The 16,391-nt window shown below is 46.5% G+C and carries 15 protein-coding genes and 1 pseudogene; 7 read left to right on the top strand and 9 right to left on the bottom strand.

Annotated features, from left to right (window positions below):
• The coding region (locus IQP38_RS17830; protein ID WP_228010103.1) for a glycerol kinase at positions 1-610 on the bottom strand (610 nt) is incomplete at its 3' end.
• A gap of 153 nt (positions 611-763) precedes the next feature.
• Positions 764-1,990, bottom strand: coding sequence for a sodium/glutamate symporter (gene gltS, locus IQP38_RS17825; RefSeq protein ID WP_193837823.1), 1,227 nt, complete (start codon positions 1,988-1,990; stop codon positions 764-766).
• A gap of 413 nt (positions 1,991-2,403) precedes the next feature.
• Here gltS (IQP38_RS17825) and IQP38_RS17820 point away from each other — a divergent pair, with 413 nt between their 5' ends.
• The 3 genes from IQP38_RS17820 to IQP38_RS17810 are packed head-to-tail and all read left to right on the top strand — an operon-like array spanning position 2,404 to position 4,459.
• Entirely contained in the window at positions 2,404-2,775 is a 372-nt protein-coding gene (locus IQP38_RS17820) for a GntR family transcriptional regulator (protein WP_005374444.1), read from the top strand.
• Positions 2,772-3,629, top strand: a complete 858-nt coding sequence (locus IQP38_RS17815; protein ID WP_005383221.1) for an ABC transporter ATP-binding protein — start codon at positions 2,772-2,774, stop codon at positions 3,627-3,629. The genes IQP38_RS17820 and IQP38_RS17815 overlap by 4 nt, the downstream gene beginning before the upstream one ends.
• The gene (locus tag IQP38_RS17810; protein ID WP_171342396.1) at positions 3,629-4,459 is read left to right on the top strand and encodes a hypothetical protein; all 831 of its coding nucleotides are present in this window, start codon (positions 3,629-3,631) and stop codon (positions 4,457-4,459) included. Before IQP38_RS17815 ends, IQP38_RS17810 begins: the two co-directional genes overlap by 1 nt.
• A gap of 99 nt (positions 4,460-4,558) precedes the next feature.
• Here IQP38_RS17810 and gltS (IQP38_RS17805) read toward each other — a convergent pair whose 3' ends face one another.
• Positions 4,559-5,794, bottom strand: coding sequence for a sodium/glutamate symporter (gene gltS / locus IQP38_RS17805; protein WP_005374448.1), 1,236 nt, complete (start codon positions 5,792-5,794; stop codon positions 4,559-4,561).
• An 862-nt stretch (positions 5,795-6,656) separates the two neighbouring features.
• Here gltS (IQP38_RS17805) and IQP38_RS17800 point away from each other — a divergent pair.
• From IQP38_RS17800 to IQP38_RS17785, 4 genes are all read left to right on the top strand, one after another.
• Positions 6,657-7,451 (top strand): DUF4344 domain-containing metallopeptidase, encoded by a 795-nt coding sequence (locus IQP38_RS17800; protein ID WP_193837822.1) that lies wholly within the window; start codon positions 6,657-6,659, stop codon positions 7,449-7,451.
• Between the two features lie 24 nt (positions 7,452-7,475).
• Positions 7,476-7,862, top strand: coding sequence for a thiol-disulfide oxidoreductase DCC family protein (locus IQP38_RS17795; RefSeq protein ID WP_053350112.1), 387 nt, complete (start codon positions 7,476-7,478; stop codon positions 7,860-7,862).
• Positions 7,863-8,037: 175 nt separating this feature from the next.
• The gene (locus IQP38_RS17790; RefSeq protein WP_021707578.1) at positions 8,038-9,699 is read left to right on the top strand and encodes a methyl-accepting chemotaxis protein; all 1,662 of its coding nucleotides are present in this window, start codon (positions 8,038-8,040) and stop codon (positions 9,697-9,699) included.
• A gap of 121 nt (positions 9,700-9,820) precedes the next feature.
• On the top strand, positions 9,821-10,315 hold the full coding sequence (locus IQP38_RS17785; RefSeq protein ID WP_054575272.1) for a peptidylprolyl isomerase: 495 nt from the start codon (positions 9,821-9,823) through the stop codon (positions 10,313-10,315).
• A gap of 138 nt (positions 10,316-10,453) precedes the next feature.
• Here the strand turns inward: IQP38_RS17785 and IQP38_RS17780 are convergent.
• The 6 genes and pseudogenes from IQP38_RS17780 to IQP38_RS17755 all read right to left on the bottom strand — a co-directional run bounded on the left by IQP38_RS17780 (position 10,454) and on the right by IQP38_RS17755 (position 16,382).
• Positions 10,454-11,237: pseudogene (locus IQP38_RS17780) on the bottom strand (LytR/AlgR family response regulator transcription factor).
• A 15-nt stretch (positions 11,238-11,252) separates the two neighbouring features.
• Positions 11,253-12,275, bottom strand: coding sequence for a sensor histidine kinase (locus IQP38_RS17775; RefSeq protein ID WP_054578572.1), 1,023 nt, complete (start codon positions 12,273-12,275; stop codon positions 11,253-11,255).
• On the bottom strand, positions 12,276-13,604 hold the full coding sequence (locus IQP38_RS17770) for a hypothetical protein (protein WP_193837821.1): 1,329 nt from the start codon (positions 13,602-13,604) through the stop codon (positions 12,276-12,278).
• Positions 13,605-13,649: 45 nt separating this feature from the next.
• Positions 13,650-14,435, bottom strand: a complete 786-nt coding sequence (locus IQP38_RS17765) for an outer membrane lipoprotein-sorting protein (protein WP_193837820.1) — start codon at positions 14,433-14,435, stop codon at positions 13,650-13,652.
• On the bottom strand, positions 14,428-15,696 hold the full coding sequence (locus IQP38_RS17760; protein ID WP_050932314.1) for an ABC transporter permease: 1,269 nt from the start codon (positions 15,694-15,696) through the stop codon (positions 14,428-14,430). The genes IQP38_RS17765 and IQP38_RS17760 overlap by 8 nt, the downstream gene beginning before the upstream one ends.
• Positions 15,684-16,382 carry an ABC transporter ATP-binding protein gene (locus IQP38_RS17755; RefSeq protein ID WP_193837819.1) on the bottom strand — a complete coding sequence of 233 codons (699 nt, stop codon included), beginning with the start codon at positions 16,380-16,382 and terminating at the stop codon, positions 15,684-15,686. The genes IQP38_RS17760 and IQP38_RS17755 overlap by 13 nt, the downstream gene beginning before the upstream one ends.
• Positions 16,383-16,391 lie beyond the last annotated feature (9 nt).

The raw sequence follows: 16,391 nt of genomic DNA, 5'->3' as shown, positions 1-16,391 counted from the left end.
CAGCCAAGTACAGCCAGTTGTCAATGAGCAACTCCCCCTTAGAGCGCACGTAATGCCCATCTAATGTTCGGTGCTTGGCTTCAAATTTTTGGCGAAAGCTTGAGTACGATTTATCCGTAGAATGTGACTCCGCGTCTTGCCCTAAAAACTCAATGACAGACTGCTTAAGACGCTTGTTACGCAGCACCACATCGTGCCATACGACAAAGGTATTTTGTGTTTCTTTATCGGTTCTTTGCTGCCCACCAGCGCGCACACCAGCTTCTGTGACACTCCATCCCTCTTCGGATTTGGTCAACCAACCCAGTTCACTCAAAAGCTGATTCATGCGCTTCGCATTCAATTTCAGCTTTTCACCCAGTTGTGTCGCGCTCAATGTTTTCCCTGAGCTGGGAGTCAGCTCAATATGTAAGTTGGTCGGCCAGACGATGAACTGGCCAAATTTAGGGTGATCCACATACTCACCGCCAAACTTTGCCCCTTCTTCGGTCAAAATCCACTTTTCATCTTGGCGAACGATGTAGCCTGCACGTTTGAGATCGGCAAACAGCAGCTTAGCTTCTACCTTGCGCATTTTCGCTAATGCCGACGTCGATATTTTTTCAGACATGTGGGTACCTCATGCTGCTGCAAAATGAACACTATGTCGTCATAGTAACGCATTGATTTCACGGCTTGAAGTCAGGCAAACAAGATTTCGTGTTACAAATGGCAAAGCCAGCGTATAGGTGCTGGCTTTGTTATTTCGGTAAAAAAGCGAATGTTATTTAATAAAAGCGATGCATCCTTGCAAAATCACTAAATTCACAATGTCGATGAAGAATGCACCGACAATTGGAACCACCATAAATGCTTGTGGTGATGGACCATATCGACTCACGATGGAGCCCATATTCATGACCGCAGTCGGTGTAGCACCTAACCCAAAACCGCAGTGTCCGCTAGCGATCACCGCCGCATCGTAGTTGCCTCCCATCATGCGGAATGTTACGTAGTAAGTGAACATCGCCAACACTGCCGACTGAATAGCAAGAATAATAAGGAATGGGATCGCAAGATCGAAAATATTCCACAATTTCAAACTCATCAAGGCCATGGCAAGAAATAGAGATAGTGCAACCGTGCCAAGAATATCAACGGTTTCTAAATCAACCTTGCGCGCCTTCGTCACTTCCATGATGTTAGTGATAACAACACCAATAAACAGCGCATACACAAAATCGGGAATCATTAGCCACTTGATGTCAAAACTGCTTACCCAACTCTCCAGATACTTCGCGCCTGTCACGCAAAGTAAAATGATGGACAAGCTTTCAACGACTCTTTTCGCTGTGACACGATCTTCCTCATGTTCGTTGTACGTCACCAGTTCAGGGAAACTCTGATGACTTTGATTGGTGCGTCCGTATTCCGATTCCAAGTTGTGTTTGTTTAGTAGTTTTTGTGCAACAGGGCTGCCAATAATCCCGCCCATCACCAAGCCAAATGTAGCAGAAGCCATTGCCACCTCTAGAACATTATGCAGACCATACATTTCTTGAAAAGTTTGCGACCACGCAGCTCCAGTTCCATGCCCGCCAGAAAGCGTAATGGATCCGGCGATCAACCCCATGAGTGGATCTAACCCCAGCGCTGTTGCTAAGGACACGCCGACCGCATTTTGGATAAGAATGTAGATCGATGCCACAACTAGGAAGATGAAAACCTTCGCACCGCCTTTAATCAGTTGGGTGTAATTTGCCGCTAAGCCAACGGTTGCAAAAAACATCAGCATAAAGACGTTTTGCAGTGGTAAATCAAAGGAAACATCCACACCGTTTAAGTGCATCGTCGTGATGACGCAAGCGACCACTAGACCACCAACAATTGGCTCTGGAATATTAAATTTTTTTAAGGTTGGTAACTTGGTATTGATGAACTGCCCTAAAAACAACACGCAAATTGCGACGAGGAACGACTCCTGTGGGCCGATAGATATTACCTGATTCATGAGACCTCTTTACTCTACTCTTTCTCATTCATTGAGCACGCGCTCAACGTGAGATAGGTGCCTAAGCCAGTCAGATTGCCTCTCGAAACTTTTGTTTTCTAGGCCTCTTTGACCATCAATTCTCATCAAGTAAGAAATAGGCAGACCTAAAATTATGCTAATTATCATTCAGTGAGAATATTCATTTAGAACAGGTGATAAGTGTATTAATGGGAAGAGAAAAACAACACTTCTCAACTTATGAGAAGCAATTAATTTCCATATAAAACAAAACCTCAAAACAACGACCACATAGGTGGATATTTAGAGCGAATGAGACAGGCGGATACACTAGGTTTTAAATTATTACTTTCTCTCTAATGCACTAGGTGTTATACATATATATAACACCATCTCAACCAAGAGATTCACTCATGACTAATTGGCATGATCGCCAACCGATATTTCGACAGTTGGCAGACCAGATCACGCAGCAAATACTGCAAGGTGTCTGGCAAGAAGGCGATGCTCTGCCCTCCGTCCGTAGCATCTCTGCAGATATGAAAATTAACCACCTCACCGTTATGAAAGGCTATCAATTGCTTGTTGATGACGGGCTAGTGGAGAAAAAACGCGGTCAAGGTATGTTTGTCGCTTCAGGAGCAAAGCTCAAATTACTCGCAGACGAGAAGGCACGTTTTCTTCAGCAACAAATTCCGCAGATAGCCGACACAATACAGCGTCTGGATATGTCACTCGACGAATTCATTCAACAACTAAAACCACACTTGAAAGGTGACCAATGAGCGCATTAGTCAGTGTAAACAACGTCTCCAAGCAATATCAGCAACAAGGAGAAGCACTGCATGAAGTGAGTTTCGACCTACATGCAGGACAAGTACTTGGCTTACTCGGCCATAATGGCGCAGGTAAATCAACGCTTATTAATGCCCTACTCGGTGCACATGAATATCAGGGCACTATTCGTATCAACGGATTTGAACCTATTATGCAACGCGACAAGATAATGCAGAGCTTATCCTACATCTCGGATGTCAACGTTCTGCCAGATTGGATGACCGTTGCTCAACTGCTTAACTATACCGAGGGCGTGCATCCAGGGTTCAATCGCGCCCAAGCAGATACGCTACTTCGTCAAACGGACATCAAACCTCGTGCGCGCATCAAATCTTTATCCAAAGGGATGAAGGTGCAATTACACCTCGCGATTGTGATCGCGACCAACACCCAAATCCTCATATTGGATGAACCGACACTCGGGTTAGATCTCGTGTATCGCGAGACGTTTTATCGTCACTTATTGGAATGGTTTCACGACGGCGAGCGCGTGTTGATCATCGCCAGTCATGAAGTATCAGAGATTGAGCACTTGCTGACAGATGTTCTGATTCTTAAGCATGGTCGCCCCGTTCTGCAAACCTCGATGGACAGTATCAGTGAAGACTATTTCATTCTTGAAGCCAACGACGAGCACCGCACACAAATTGAAGCGATGAACCCACTCTCGTCACAAAAAGGCCTCGGTTCAACGAAATGGTTACTCAAAGCCCAGTATGCCCAACAAGCAGAAACAATGGGTTCCATCCATGGGGTGAAGTTAGCGGATCTATTTTTAGCATTGCAGAAGGAGGCAGCGTAATGCGTTCAGTTGTCGCGATGTTGCAAAAAGAGTGGTTAGAAAACCCTCTTGTTTTACGTATTCCACTGTTTGTGTTGGCGTGTGGAGTTATTCTCTTTGTGAGTTTAATGAGTAACGATACTCTACAACACAATATGTTTTTCCAAATGAGCTTTGGTGGCGATGTCAGTGACATTCACAAAGAGCTTGGTGATGACGTCAATATGTTGATTTCCGGAGGAGCAGGGCTGCTGTCTATCTTGTTAGCCGTTCAGTACTTCCCAAGAACGCTACGCAAAGAACGGGCGGAAGGCAGCATTATGTTTTGGCGCAGTATGCCTGTCAGTGACATAAAAACCCATTTAGTGAAGCTAGGATTTGGCTTATTGGTGATTCCGCTTGTCTGCTCGGTGCTCGTACTCGCTGCAAATTTAATGTTGTGGTTGCTGAACATCTCTACTGATCACCAATTGGCTTTATTGTACCGCCAAGCCTCGTTAGGTTACGTGCTGCTGCATTGGGGAGAGTTTTTAATCAGAATGTTGTTCACCGGTATTCTGCTGTTACCGCTGGCATTAACTGCGATGGCTATTTCACAAAAAGTGAACTCACCACTGGTCATTTTGTTTATCGCCATTTATGCGCTGCGTTGGATGCCTATCGCACTTTTTGGTTTCTACGGGCTAGATCAGTTTTTCTCCGAAGTGCTTTACCTTCCGCTGCACGCCATTATTACACCAAACCCATTCAATGCCATTCCTCAAGCGGGTTGGTTAAACGTTGGCATTTACGCCTTCATTGGTATTCTTGGTTGGACAGCTAGCCTCAAGTTCAGCCGAACTATCCAATAATGCTTCGTTCAATAAACGACCAAACCAAGTCATAAAAAAACGGTCACAACCAGTGTTGTGACCGTTTTATTTCGCCTCTAGGAGCTCATCCACTTAACTTTAACCAAGGAATGAAATGTAGCCTTGCAAGATAATTAAGTTGACGATGTCGATAAAGAAAGCGCCCACAATTGGCACCACCATAAATGCTTGTGGCGACGGGCCAAATCGGTTAACGATCGAACCCATGTTCATTACGGCTGTTGGGGTTGCCCCCAAGCCAAAACCGCAGTGCCCCCCTGCAATAACAGCAGCATCGTAGTTGCTTCCCATCACTTTGAACGTAACATAGTACGTAAAGATTGCTAAGACGACAGACTGCACAGCTAAAATAACCAAGAATGGAATCGCTAGATCGAAGATATTCCATAACTTCAAGCTCATCAGAGCCATCGCTAAGAACAGAGATAGCGATACCGTACCTAACATATCTACCGTTTCGGCATCTAACTTACGAATCTTGGTCACTTCCAAGAAATTCGTAATGATCACACCAATGAATAGCGCATATACGAAGTCTGGAATCATCAGCCATGAGATTTCATACGTGCTTACCCATTGCTCGACATACTTGGCCCCAGTAACACAGATCAGTAGGAAGAAGAGTTTCTCCACCACTTTTTTCGCCGTTACTTTATCTTCTTCGTATTCATTGTAAGTCACCAACTCCGGGAATTTCTCGTGAGTTTTGGCATCTCGACCACCACGACCATACTCAGACTCTATGCTGTTCTTTTCGACTAGGCGCTGCGCTACAGGGCTACCAATGATACCGCCGATGATCAAACCAAAAGTCGCTGATGCCATTGCAATTTCTAAGACGTTATCCAATCCATACACGTCTTGAAAGGTTTGTGACCACGCAGCACCTGTACCATGACCACCAGACAGAGTAATCGAGCCAGCAATTAACCCCATCAAAGGATCTAAACCGAGCGCCGCCGCAAGTGAAACGCCAACGCCGTTTTGTATGATGATGTAAAACGATGCGACAGCTAAGAAGATAAAAACCTTCGCACCTCCTTTCATCAACTGAGTGTAATTTGCGGCCAAACCAACTGTCGCAAAAAACATTAACATAAACGTATTTTGTAATGGCAAGTCGAACTCTAAATCGATGCCGTTGAAATGAAGAGCAGTAATCATGCAGGCTACAATAAGACCACCTACAATCGGCTCAGGTATGTTGAATTTCTTTAAAATCGGTAGCTTAGCATTAATAAAATGCCCCAGGAAAAGCACACTAATTGCGACCAAGAAGGACTCCAGTGCACCTACAGATATTAAATGATTCATATCGCCTCTTATTATTGTTCTCTTCATTCTCCGTAATGAATGAGTGTTAGTTTAACCTTCGTTCAATAGCAAATTTTCTCGCTTTATTGTTTCGAAAATACTCAAAAAGTTGGTGTAGATGCGCCTTAGGCTAGTTTAAGGGGCGCTCCTTAAGCGATGTGTCAGTTTTTACGCTGTTAGCAAGCCCTTAAATGTGAAAGGAGCTGATACAGCTCCTTCAAATGGCCCCTCGCAATACCTGTGCGTTATCGCTTGGGGTGTCGTGTTGTGAGTAAATTCTGGGTGACACTTTCTGAACCACTTCGGGCTCCCTTACTTAAACAGAATGTGTCAATTACTATCAAACAAAGTTCCTTCCCGTTGTAACCGCTAAACGCCGAGAGCGCGTTCAAAACAATTGGGTTTGCCTGTTCCTGTCGTAGCTTTTCAACTCTGGCTCATGGTGTATAAACGAGCCGAATCCAAGGAAACTCTCAGGCTGCAACAAACGTTTTCGTTACAACGGAGCAGGATTATAACATATCGCTGATAATTTTCTTCAATTCAGTGACATTCACCAACCCCATGGTTAAACCTTGCAATGATTAACTGCCTATTATCATTTTCACAGATAAAGATCGAAGCACAGTTACTCAGTAAGCTTCTTAGAAAACGATGCATAGCCAATAACTTCACCGCCGTTCTTATCCAAGAGGTCTTGATAAACGCCCTAGAGAACCAAGCCGCCGAAATATGCGATGTTATCATGATTGCTTTTCGAGACCGATGCCCCGACTTTGGCTGATGAGTACAACCCCAACTATGCATCAGGCAAAAACATGTATAATTTTTTATACAAGTTATTCAATAACAAGAGTCCCACATGAACATTCATTCGCTTTGCCCTGCGCTATTACTCAGCGTCGTCTCATCAGCTACAGCAGCTGAAAGCATTCGTATTCAATATTCTCCCGTAGAGACAACTCATGAAAAAATCGCCCAACAATCGATTCAAAGCAGCGATGTAAACACCATCTTTGTTGAGCTATCTCAGGCCCACTTTCCATTTGATAAAGCTCTCACGCTGGTTTACGGCGGAGAAGATGGTCCAATGTATGATCCTGAGACACACACAATATACGTTCCTTACACTTTTTATTTGGAGTCGCTCAATTACTTCTCCAATAATCAGTATGAAGAACGCTTCGGAAAATCCCCAAAAACAGGGGCGCTAGATACGTTATTGCACACTTTACTTCATGAAGCTGGGCATGCTTACATCGAAGATAAAAGCATCCCTGTTCTCGGAAAAGAAGAAGATGCGGTCGATAATTTTGCCACTATTTTAATGATTGACTTCCTAGAAGATGGCGCAGATATGGCCATTAGCGCCGCCGACATGTTCGCATTCGAATCCGACGACAGACCGGACTACTACGATTTTGGCGAGTACATTGACGAACACAGCTTTGATTTGCAGCGTTACTTTTCAACGTTATGTCTGGTGTACGGTAGTGATCCTGAGCAATACAAAGCCTTACTCGATGAAGTAGAAAAAGACTACCTGCGTGATCGCAAAGAGTTCTGCCAATTCAATTACGGCAACATTCGCGACAATTGGCTGCATTACTTGCAAAACAATGAACCAAAAGAAAATTCGCCACGTAAAAGCGATTAGAAAATCTCAAATAAGAAAACCGCAATGACAAAACTCACCATATTTTATGACGGAACCTGCCCGCTTTGTGCCAAAGAGATGAAGGCGCTAAAACAACGCGATTCCAAGCAGCACATCAAAACCGTCGATATCTATAGTGATACATTCGCAGATTATCCGCAGATCGATCCTGAACAAGCCAACACCATTTTGCACGCCCTCAACGAAAAGGGGGAACTTCTGCTTGGGTTGGACGTGACTCATCGTGCGTGGCAATTAGTTGGTCGCGGTTGGCTCTACGCTCCACTGCGTTGGCGCCTCGTTAAACCTGTTGCTGACTGGCTTTACCTCAAATTCGCAAAGAATAGGTATCGCGTCTCATATTGGTTAACAGGGACTTCTCGTTGCAATAGTGGGTCGTGTTCACGTTAATTGTGATCCCGCTTAAAAATGCTACGACCTTCGTCTAGATTTACAAATTTCCAGTACTTCTGATTGATTAACTCGGTTAATCTCTAAGCATTACAACAATAAGTATTAACACTTTTATCAGGCAAGCTTATTCAGCTTGTCACTTGTAACGCTGCGCCGAGAGAAGGACGTCTCTATGAATCTGACGATCAGAAAACGACTATATATCCTTTCAATAATTCCAATTCTAACTATGGCAATAGGCATGATGTGGTTCACCTACGTACAAACCACGGCCTACAACGAGCACGAGATTGAGCAAACTCGAAGTCGAATGATGGAGATGAAAAAAGCCGAACTCAAAAGTTACGTACAAATGGCGCGTTCCGCTGTCGAGCCGCTACTCGCACAAAATGCCCCACTGGAAGAAGCATTGCCTATCTTGAAACAGTTGGAGTTCGGTCAATCCGGCTACATCTTTGGTTATGATTCAAAAGGCGTTCGCGTCGTGGTGGGTAAAAACACCAAAGGCATCGGGGAAAACTTCTATAACTTGCAGGACAAGAAAGGCAATTACCTGATTCAGGATTTGCTAAAAAATGCCAAAACTGGTGAGTTCACGACTTATTACTTCCCGAAACTCGGTCAGAGTGAAGCACTACCGAAACTGAGCTACTCAGTCTTTATTCCTGAATGGGACTTGATGTTGGGAACGGGTTTCTACACGGACGATATCGACGCCATTGTGGCAGACATGGAAAAAGCCGCACACGAAGATCTCAACACCACACTAACTGCGATAGCCCTGTTTTGTGCCTCGATTACAGCGATAGTTGCAGTCTTTGCCGTGTTTGTTAACCGCAGCATCATGAAGCCTATTGAGCAGTTTGATGCTTCAATTCACTCTTTCGCACAAGGCGATGCAGATTTAACCGCGCGCATGGAAGAATCGAGCGTGCCGGAGTTCACGCAGCTGAGCCGCAACTTCAATATCTTCGTTGAAAGCCTGCAAGGCATCATCAAGAGCGTTAGCCACGTAGGACAAGAAGTGGTTTCAGAGACCAACGAGATGTCACAGCGTGCATCGCAAGTGGATGAATTAGCTTCTGGTCAACGTGAAGAGACCGAACAAGTCGCAGCGGCAATGACCGAGATGACAGCAACGGCGCACGAGATTTCAAACAACGCTAACCAAGCAGCGCAATCAGCCAGAGACGCCGATGAAAACTCACAACAAGCAAAACACATTGTTGATTCCGCAGCAAACTCTGTCGAAGCGCTCGCTTTAGAAGTGTCAGAGGCCAGCACGGTGATTTCTCGCTTAGAAAGCGATGTACAGAACATTTCTTCTTCGCTAGAAGTGATTCAAGACATCGCCGAGCAAACCAACCTATTGGCACTGAACGCAGCCATTGAAGCAGCCCGTGCAGGCGAACAAGGTCGCGGCTTCGCAGTCGTTGCCGATGAGGTCCGTAAACTGGCGAGTCGCACTCAAGACAGCACAGGCGAAATTCACCAAATGATTGAGCAGTTGAAGTCTGGCTCGGATGCGGCAGTGAAAGCCATGGGTTCGAGCCAAGCGCGCGGTGAAGCAACGGTTGAGGAAGCACGAGCTGCCTCTGCCGCACTGCAAGAAATCCAAGCCGCAATTGCTAACATCATGGACATGAACACCCTGATCGCAACGGCAACCGAAGAGCAAAGCCAAGTTGGGCAAGAGATTTCACAACGTATTGAAGTGATCTCTCAACAAAGCAGCCAATCGGCGCACCTTGCGAATCAAAACCGCGCAGGTAGTGGCAACCTAAACCACAAAGCTAACGAGCTATACGACTTGGTCGGTCGCTTTACGGTTTAACGCTTTCCTCACCCACTCACCATTCAAACAGCGACGCCAAAACGTCGCTGTTTTTATTTCTGCTATCCTCATACGACTTAGCTATAATGCCGCCAACTTAGCACCCATAAGGGCAAACCAGATGATTATTATGACCACCAATTTCGGTGACATCGAGATTGAACTGAACCTAGAACGAGCGCCAGTTAGCTCAAAGAACTTCAAAAAATACTGTGAAGATGGCTTCTACAACGGCACCATTTTCCACCGCGTTATCGATGGCTTTATGATTCAAGGTGGCGGTCACACCGAAGACATGGCAGAAAAGCCAACGCGCGGACCAATCGCGAACGAAGCAAACCGTGGTCTAAAGAACCTTGTTGGCACTATCGCAATGGCGCGTACCGATGCACCGCACTCTGCAACGGCACAGTTCTTCATTAACTTGGAAGACAATGATTTCCTAGACCACACTGCAACTACCAACCTAGGCTGGGGCTACGCCGTGTTTGGTAAAGTGACCGCGGGTATGGATGTCGTAAATCGCATCGCGAAAGTGAAAACGACCTCTAAGCTTGGTCACGATGATGTGCCATGCGATCCAATCATTATTGAGAAAGTGACAGTCAGCGAATAAGCCCATTCATCTCTTCGGAGAAGTCGTCGCTATAACGACAAAAGCGCCTAACGTCTGATGACTTAGGCGCTTTTTGTTTTTGTTGCTGAAACAAATGAGCAGCGAGTTTACAGTGTAAAGAGTGAGCAGTTCTAGCGATTACATCCCTTTGAACAAACTTTGAGATGCACGGCTCACAGCGAGCTTAGTTTCTCCAACGTGAACAAACATTCTTCCAGCAAAGTCTTTGTTTACTTTGCTAATTTTGCACACTTGCACAACGCTTGAACGGTGTACTTGCCAGAACTGTTCTGGGTTAAGCTGCCCTATCAACTCTTTCAACGAGGTGCGAATCAAATACTCCTGCACTTTACCTTGTCCTTGTTGGGCATATACAGAAACGTATTTTTCTTCCGCTTTGAAATACAACACATCAGACGTGGCAATCAGATGAATATCTTCCCCTTGCGTCGCTTTGATCCACTGAAGATATTGCGGCGTTTGTGGCGCGGATAATTGTTGTAACTGTTCTAACAGGCTGCTCATCTGCACATTACTGCTTTCTTTCTCTCGCTTAGCAAGGCGTGCTTTCACACGTCGTCAGGAGGCGCTCATCCGAGATAGGCTTGAGCAAATAATCGGCGGCATTTTGCTCAAAAGCTTTGATGGCGTAATCATCGTACGCGGTGACAAACACAATCAAAGGTGGATTAGCGAATTGATTGAGTTTTTGCGCTAATGTCATGCCATCCAAAACTGGCATACGAATATCAAGAAACGCGATGTCAGGTTGGCTTTGCTCAATGGCTTGCAACGCTTGTTCACCATCCGCGACTTTGGCTATCACCTCTAGCTCTGGCCACACTTCAGCTAGGCTTTTATCAAGATGACGCCTCAATAGCGGTTCATCATCAGCAATAATGGCAGTAAACCCTGTATTCATTCCTTTCTTCCTTGATTACGATTCCATTGGCCAGCGCAAGCGAACACAAACTCCACCCTGAGCAGACTCACTGATAGAGACCTCTCCTTGCCCTGCGAACAAAGCTTCAACTCGCTGCTTGAGATTACTTAGACCCACGCCAGAGCCCATGTGCCCACTAACGTGATTCAAGCCAACACCTGTGTCTCTGACTTCAATCTTCAAGTTCTGCTGTTCGCGCTTAATGAGCAAGCTGACTTCACCACCTTCTCGCTTTGGCTCAATACCATGGATGATGGCGTTTTCGATTAAGGGTTGAAGCATCATCGGCGGTAGCTCGGTTCTGCCTAATCCCTCTTCCACGTCAATCTTGTAACTGAGTCGCTCACCCAAACGGGTTTGCTGAATACCTAAGTACGCCTCAAGTAACGCCGTTTCATTGTCTATGGTGGTGTGTTCTTCGCGTGAGCTTTTAAGCGTTGCACGCAGTAGCGCGGTTAACTGTTCTAGCATCAGCTTGGCTTTATCGACATCTTGCGACATGAGCGCACTGATATTTGCCAAAGTATTGAATAAGAAATGCGGTTCAATCTGGCTTTGCATCTGCTTAAGCTGGCTCAGCAACAGCGCACGATCTTGCTCTGCTTTCTCGCGTTTGATGGCTTCCAACTCTCGTTGAGCGATTGCATGTTGCTCGCGTGAGTAGAAATAGAAAAAGCACATAGCACTGAATAACAACCCCATGAGACCAACTGACAGCATACTTGAAATACCGAAGTATTCCCCAAGCCAAAGCTGGGCGTTCACCACACCAAACAATAGGCAAGCCGTCAGCGAGATAGCCACTTCCGCCAAACGAGGAATGGTAGGAAACAGGCGGTCGACAAGCCATGAGAAGAAGATAGCCGAATAGCCAAATCCAAAGCTAACCGCTACATGAATGTAAAATGGACCGCCCCAAGCAGAAAGCGTCATTGCTGCGATAAAGAGACAAAATGCCGTGGTCACTAATAAGCTACGCGGCCATCCACTTTTCACCACTGATTTTGCTGAACACATTTAGAATTTCCCTTTGATGTTAAATACAATCATATGCTTATCATTGATTTGTGCGTAAGCAGATTGGTCGTCTCCGGTTAAAAAGCGTGCGGCAACTTCCACTTCTACACTTTGATCGCCAGTATCAATCCATTGGTAGTTAAGCCACTGCGTGACAATCACACCACCATCTTGGGGCGACAACATCACATCCAACGTGGGGGTTACATCACTTAGCCAGCCCATATCCGCTTTACCGTTCCATGCAGCCCACGCTTCCACATCCCAACTCCAGTGCAGCATTACGTTATGCTGAACGATATTGGCGTGCTGAAACCCTTGGGCGTAGCTTGTCGCAAATAGAGACGTTTGGGGATTAATGGTTTCAGAGAGTAGTTCGCCACGCTCTATTGCTTGTTGCCATTCGCTTTTCGACCATGCTCGGCTGTCGTACCAATATTCGGCAATCACGTTGTGTCCGGCTTGGTTTGCCCAGTTCAATCCAACTAAAGCTTGGAATGCGCAGCCCTGCTTCTCAACCGAAACGGGTCGGTAAAGATCATCCTGCTGAAACTGATAGCCGACACTTTGCTTTTGCCACAGCATGGAACCGTGCATGGCGATGGATTCATCCCACACAGCAATGGCACTGGCGCCAAGCAAACCTCGGCGCACATCATCGTAATAACCAATAAGTTGATACTCGGTATCACCCACCAGCGCATAACGACGAATACCAACACCTTGTTGCTCTGCGGCTTGATCAAGTGCACTTTGGTCTTGTTGCCCCCAGCTTGAGTCCGTCGCAATTACGGTCCATTCGCCTGACATATCGTAGTGTGAAAGTGAAAACACACCCGCGCCCTCTTCTGCGACTAAGCCTACAGGATTTTGTCGATAAGGCTTAAACAGATCCAAAGGTCGGTAGCCATAACCCACGCCCCAATCCACGCGCAACTTACCCAAACTCACATCAAGAGTGGTATCACCGACTTGCCACTCCCCTAGCCAAGCCAGTTCACGAATCAGCAGTTGGTTATCAGCTTCACTCCACCACTCACTCTCTCCTTGTTGATTGAGGTACAAACCTTGGCTGTACAGAGCAAACAAGCCACTGAAGTTTTGATAGTTCACTTGCACATCCAACAGTGCATTAAGTGAATCACGAGAACTGCCCTGCGCCTGCATAAATGCGCTGTCACGCTGCTTGGCAGTTTCGTAACTGACAGCCCAATCCCACTCAAAACTCAGCTCATCATTGGCAAAAACTGGGGCTGCTGCGCCCACACACAACGACGCAGCAATCAACAAACTGGTGCTTTTGTTAAGGTTAGGCTGGTGCGATTTCATGTGACTTCCTTGCTCGTTTTCATGGTTCTATTTAAGGAGTTCAGGCTAAAGCTGAGTCGTATTGGCTTTCGGCAAATAGCTTGGGTTGTAGAACTTGTTGTCCAGCTGCCAAGGCACGATCTCTTGATACTCGATAACGGTCTTTTTGCTCGGCTGAATGCTATCAAGCAAGGTCATCTCACTGACGTAGTCTTCACCGTTATCGCTTGCACGTCCGTATTGCGCTTGCTTGGCGAGTTTGCCAGAGCGCAAGTAGAGATCGGCTTTGATTGGAAATGCATCTTGCTCAGACAACCATAAGTCGATCTTCTGATAACTCGCCCCTTTGGTTTTCGCGGTTAAGGCAAGGTGATAAGCCGCGACACTTTCTCCGTTCACAGCGACGGTTTCTGTCGCTTTCCATTCACCTTGATAATCTTGGCTCCACGTCAGGGTTGAGATGTCGCCGATAGACGCTTCACCAAGCAGCTTCTGCATTGGCGTAATGCGAATCGGACGGCGGCTCTTTGGCATTTGCAGCCAGTAGTTGTCGCCCATCATCAGCATCTTTTGCCCAGCTTCGACTGCTGATTTGAACACCACCAGCGATTCACGATTTGGACGCGTGTACACGTGGTAAAGGCGGGTTTTATCTAACTCTTGGTCTTGATATAAGCGCACCAGTGACACCACTTTGGAGGAATCATCTTGCAAGCGGTAGCTGTCGGCTTTTTCAATCAATTGCGCAACTTGCTGTGCATCTAGTGCTGTTTCATTCGCACTGACATTCATGCTTGCAACGCCAGTTACCATCAGCAATGCAATTGGTAATAGTGATTTGAAATTAAACATAAATCAGTGCCTCCGTAATTGGCTTGTTCACCCCTTTGCGTGCCGAGAAAAACGCCGCAACCAAACAAATCATCAATACTGCAAATCCTGCTATAGCTACCAGCTCCCAAGAGAAGTAAATCGTTAATGGGTAACCTTCTGTGCGTCCTGGCGGTGGCGGCATTTGCACATCCACAACCATCAGTAAGACGGTGACTAGCGCCGTAAACAAAGCACCGATTAAGCTGCCAATCACGGCAAGTAACCCTGCTTCGCGCAAGAACCCAGCAATAATTTCGCGAGGGTAGCTACCAAGTGCTGACAAGGTGCCAATTTCACGGGTGCGTTCCGTTACCGACATGGTCATGGTGTTAAACAGCGCGACAAATACCACCAGTGCCATTACTGCGCCCATGATGCCGAAGATACGGTCGTACAAATCTTTCACTTTGAGATAAAAGAACGCACGTTCTTGCCAAGGCGTAATTTCAATATCTTGATCACCAAAGTTCTGTTTTTGTTTACTCAGAACCGAAGCCACTTGTTGCTCGACTTGGTTAGTTAAACTGGTATCGAACAGAAAGACAGATAACGCGCTGACTTTGTCTGAACCGAGCAGCGATTGCGCGCTGTTGATGTGCACATACAACTGGCGTTTATCAAGCTCAGGTACGCCGGTTGAGTAGATGCCACGTACTTTGAAGTCATACGCGTTCAATGCACCGTCGGTTGTGGTCGCCAGCAAGGTAATCCAATCGCCAACGTGTACGCTTAAGTTGTTCGCCAAATCAACGCCAAGCATCACTTCTGGCTCTGCTGGGTCATAACGCGATGCATGAATGTTGGACAGCGTCTGCCCTTCACGTACGTCTAAAAACGGTCCTTTCATATCGAATTCGCGTTCGTTAACGCCAATACCGATAAAGATCGACGACTTGTTGCCGTTGGAAATCAAGCCACTGAACTCAACTCGAGGCTGCACACCTCGCACTTCATTCAACCCAATCAATTGCTTGGTGATGTCGTCGGCATGAGTTAAACCGTTACTCAGCGGCATCTCTTCTTCTTTGGCGAAATAACCCGGCGTGGTTAACGTCAGATGCCCCGTGTCACGTGCTGTCGATTCTTTCAAACTGTCGTAGGTGTAAAGACCAAAACCACCCGCACTGGTTAACGCAAACACCGCAATGGCGATGATCAGCATCGACAATAAACTGCGGCGGCGATTGCGTTGCAGATTCAACCAAGCAAGGCGAACCGAAACAGGAATTAGCTTGCCCATGAAACCTCCTCCACACTCGCGTGCGTTTGGGTGATTTTGCCATCCACCAACTCAATGGTTCGATCGCAGCGAGATGCCATACGAGGGTCGTGTGTAGCGACGATAAAAGTGGTGCCAAGCTCGTGTCCGAGCCCTTTCATAATGTCGATGACCTTGTTGGCAGTTTGGCTATCAAGACTTGCGGTTGGCTCATCGGCAATCACCAATGCCGGTTTGTGCACTAAGGCGCGTGCAATTGCCACACGCTGCTGCTGGCCGCCTGATAGGTTGTCTGGCATGTGATGAATAAACTCGCCTAAGCCAACGTGCTCTAACATTTGTGTGGCGAGCTCGGTTTGTTCTACTTTTGAAAAGCCATTGAGATGTAGCGGATACGCCACGTTCTCTAGTGCCGTCATCACGGGAACAAGGTTGAATTTTTGGAACACAAAGCCAAGCTTTTCACGGCGCATTTTCGCAGCCTGCATTTGTCCGGTTGGGTATGGGCTACCGGCAAATGTCACCTGACCTTGGTATTGAGTATCCAGCATGCCAAGCACGTTAAGTAGGGTGCTTTTACCTGAACCAGACGGTCCGCATAATGCCACCATTTCGCCCGCAAACACTTCACCAGACACATCTCGCAATGCATGCACCGTTTGGCTGCCAAGGGCGTAATCGCGGCTAAGTTGATTAAAAACGATCATGACGCCTCC

This window comes from Vibrio sp. OPT41 (assembly GCF_015163595.1).
Lineage (GTDB): Bacteria > Pseudomonadota > Gammaproteobacteria > Enterobacterales > Vibrionaceae > Vibrio > Vibrio alginolyticus.
This window is presented reverse-complemented; position numbering and strand designations above follow the sequence as displayed.

Coding starts and splice junctions, on each gene's coding strand:
- gltS (WP_193837823.1), bottom strand. CDS start 1,990: ATGAATCAGGTAATATCTATCGGCCCACAGGAGTCGTTCCTCGTCGCA.
- IQP38_RS17820 (WP_005374444.1), top strand. CDS start 2,404: ATGACTAATTGGCATGATCGCCAACCGATATTTCGACAGTTGGCAGAC.
- IQP38_RS17815 (WP_005383221.1), top strand. CDS start 2,772: ATGAGCGCATTAGTCAGTGTAAACAACGTCTCCAAGCAATATCAGCAA.
- IQP38_RS17810 (WP_171342396.1), top strand. CDS start 3,629: ATGCGTTCAGTTGTCGCGATGTTGCAAAAAGAGTGGTTAGAAAACCCT.
- gltS (WP_005374448.1), bottom strand. CDS start 5,794: ATGAATCATTTAATATCTGTAGGTGCACTGGAGTCCTTCTTGGTCGCA.
- IQP38_RS17800 (WP_193837822.1), top strand. CDS start 6,657: ATGAACATTCATTCGCTTTGCCCTGCGCTATTACTCAGCGTCGTCTCA.
- IQP38_RS17795 (WP_053350112.1), top strand. CDS start 7,476: ATGACAAAACTCACCATATTTTATGACGGAACCTGCCCGCTTTGTGCC.
- IQP38_RS17790 (WP_021707578.1), top strand. CDS start 8,038: ATGAATCTGACGATCAGAAAACGACTATATATCCTTTCAATAATTCCA.
- IQP38_RS17785 (WP_054575272.1), top strand. CDS start 9,821: ATGATTATTATGACCACCAATTTCGGTGACATCGAGATTGAACTGAAC.
- IQP38_RS17775 (WP_054578572.1), bottom strand. CDS start 12,275: ATGTGTTCAGCAAAATCAGTGGTGAAAAGTGGATGGCCGCGTAGCTTA.
- IQP38_RS17770 (WP_193837821.1), bottom strand. CDS start 13,604: ATGAAATCGCACCAGCCTAACCTTAACAAAAGCACCAGTTTGTTGATT.
- IQP38_RS17765 (WP_193837820.1), bottom strand. CDS start 14,435: ATGTTTAATTTCAAATCACTATTACCAATTGCATTGCTGATGGTAACT.
- IQP38_RS17760 (WP_050932314.1), bottom strand. CDS start 15,696: ATGGGCAAGCTAATTCCTGTTTCGGTTCGCCTTGCTTGGTTGAATCTG.
- IQP38_RS17755 (WP_193837819.1), bottom strand. CDS start 16,382: ATGATCGTTTTTAATCAACTTAGCCGCGATTACGCCCTTGGCAGCCAA.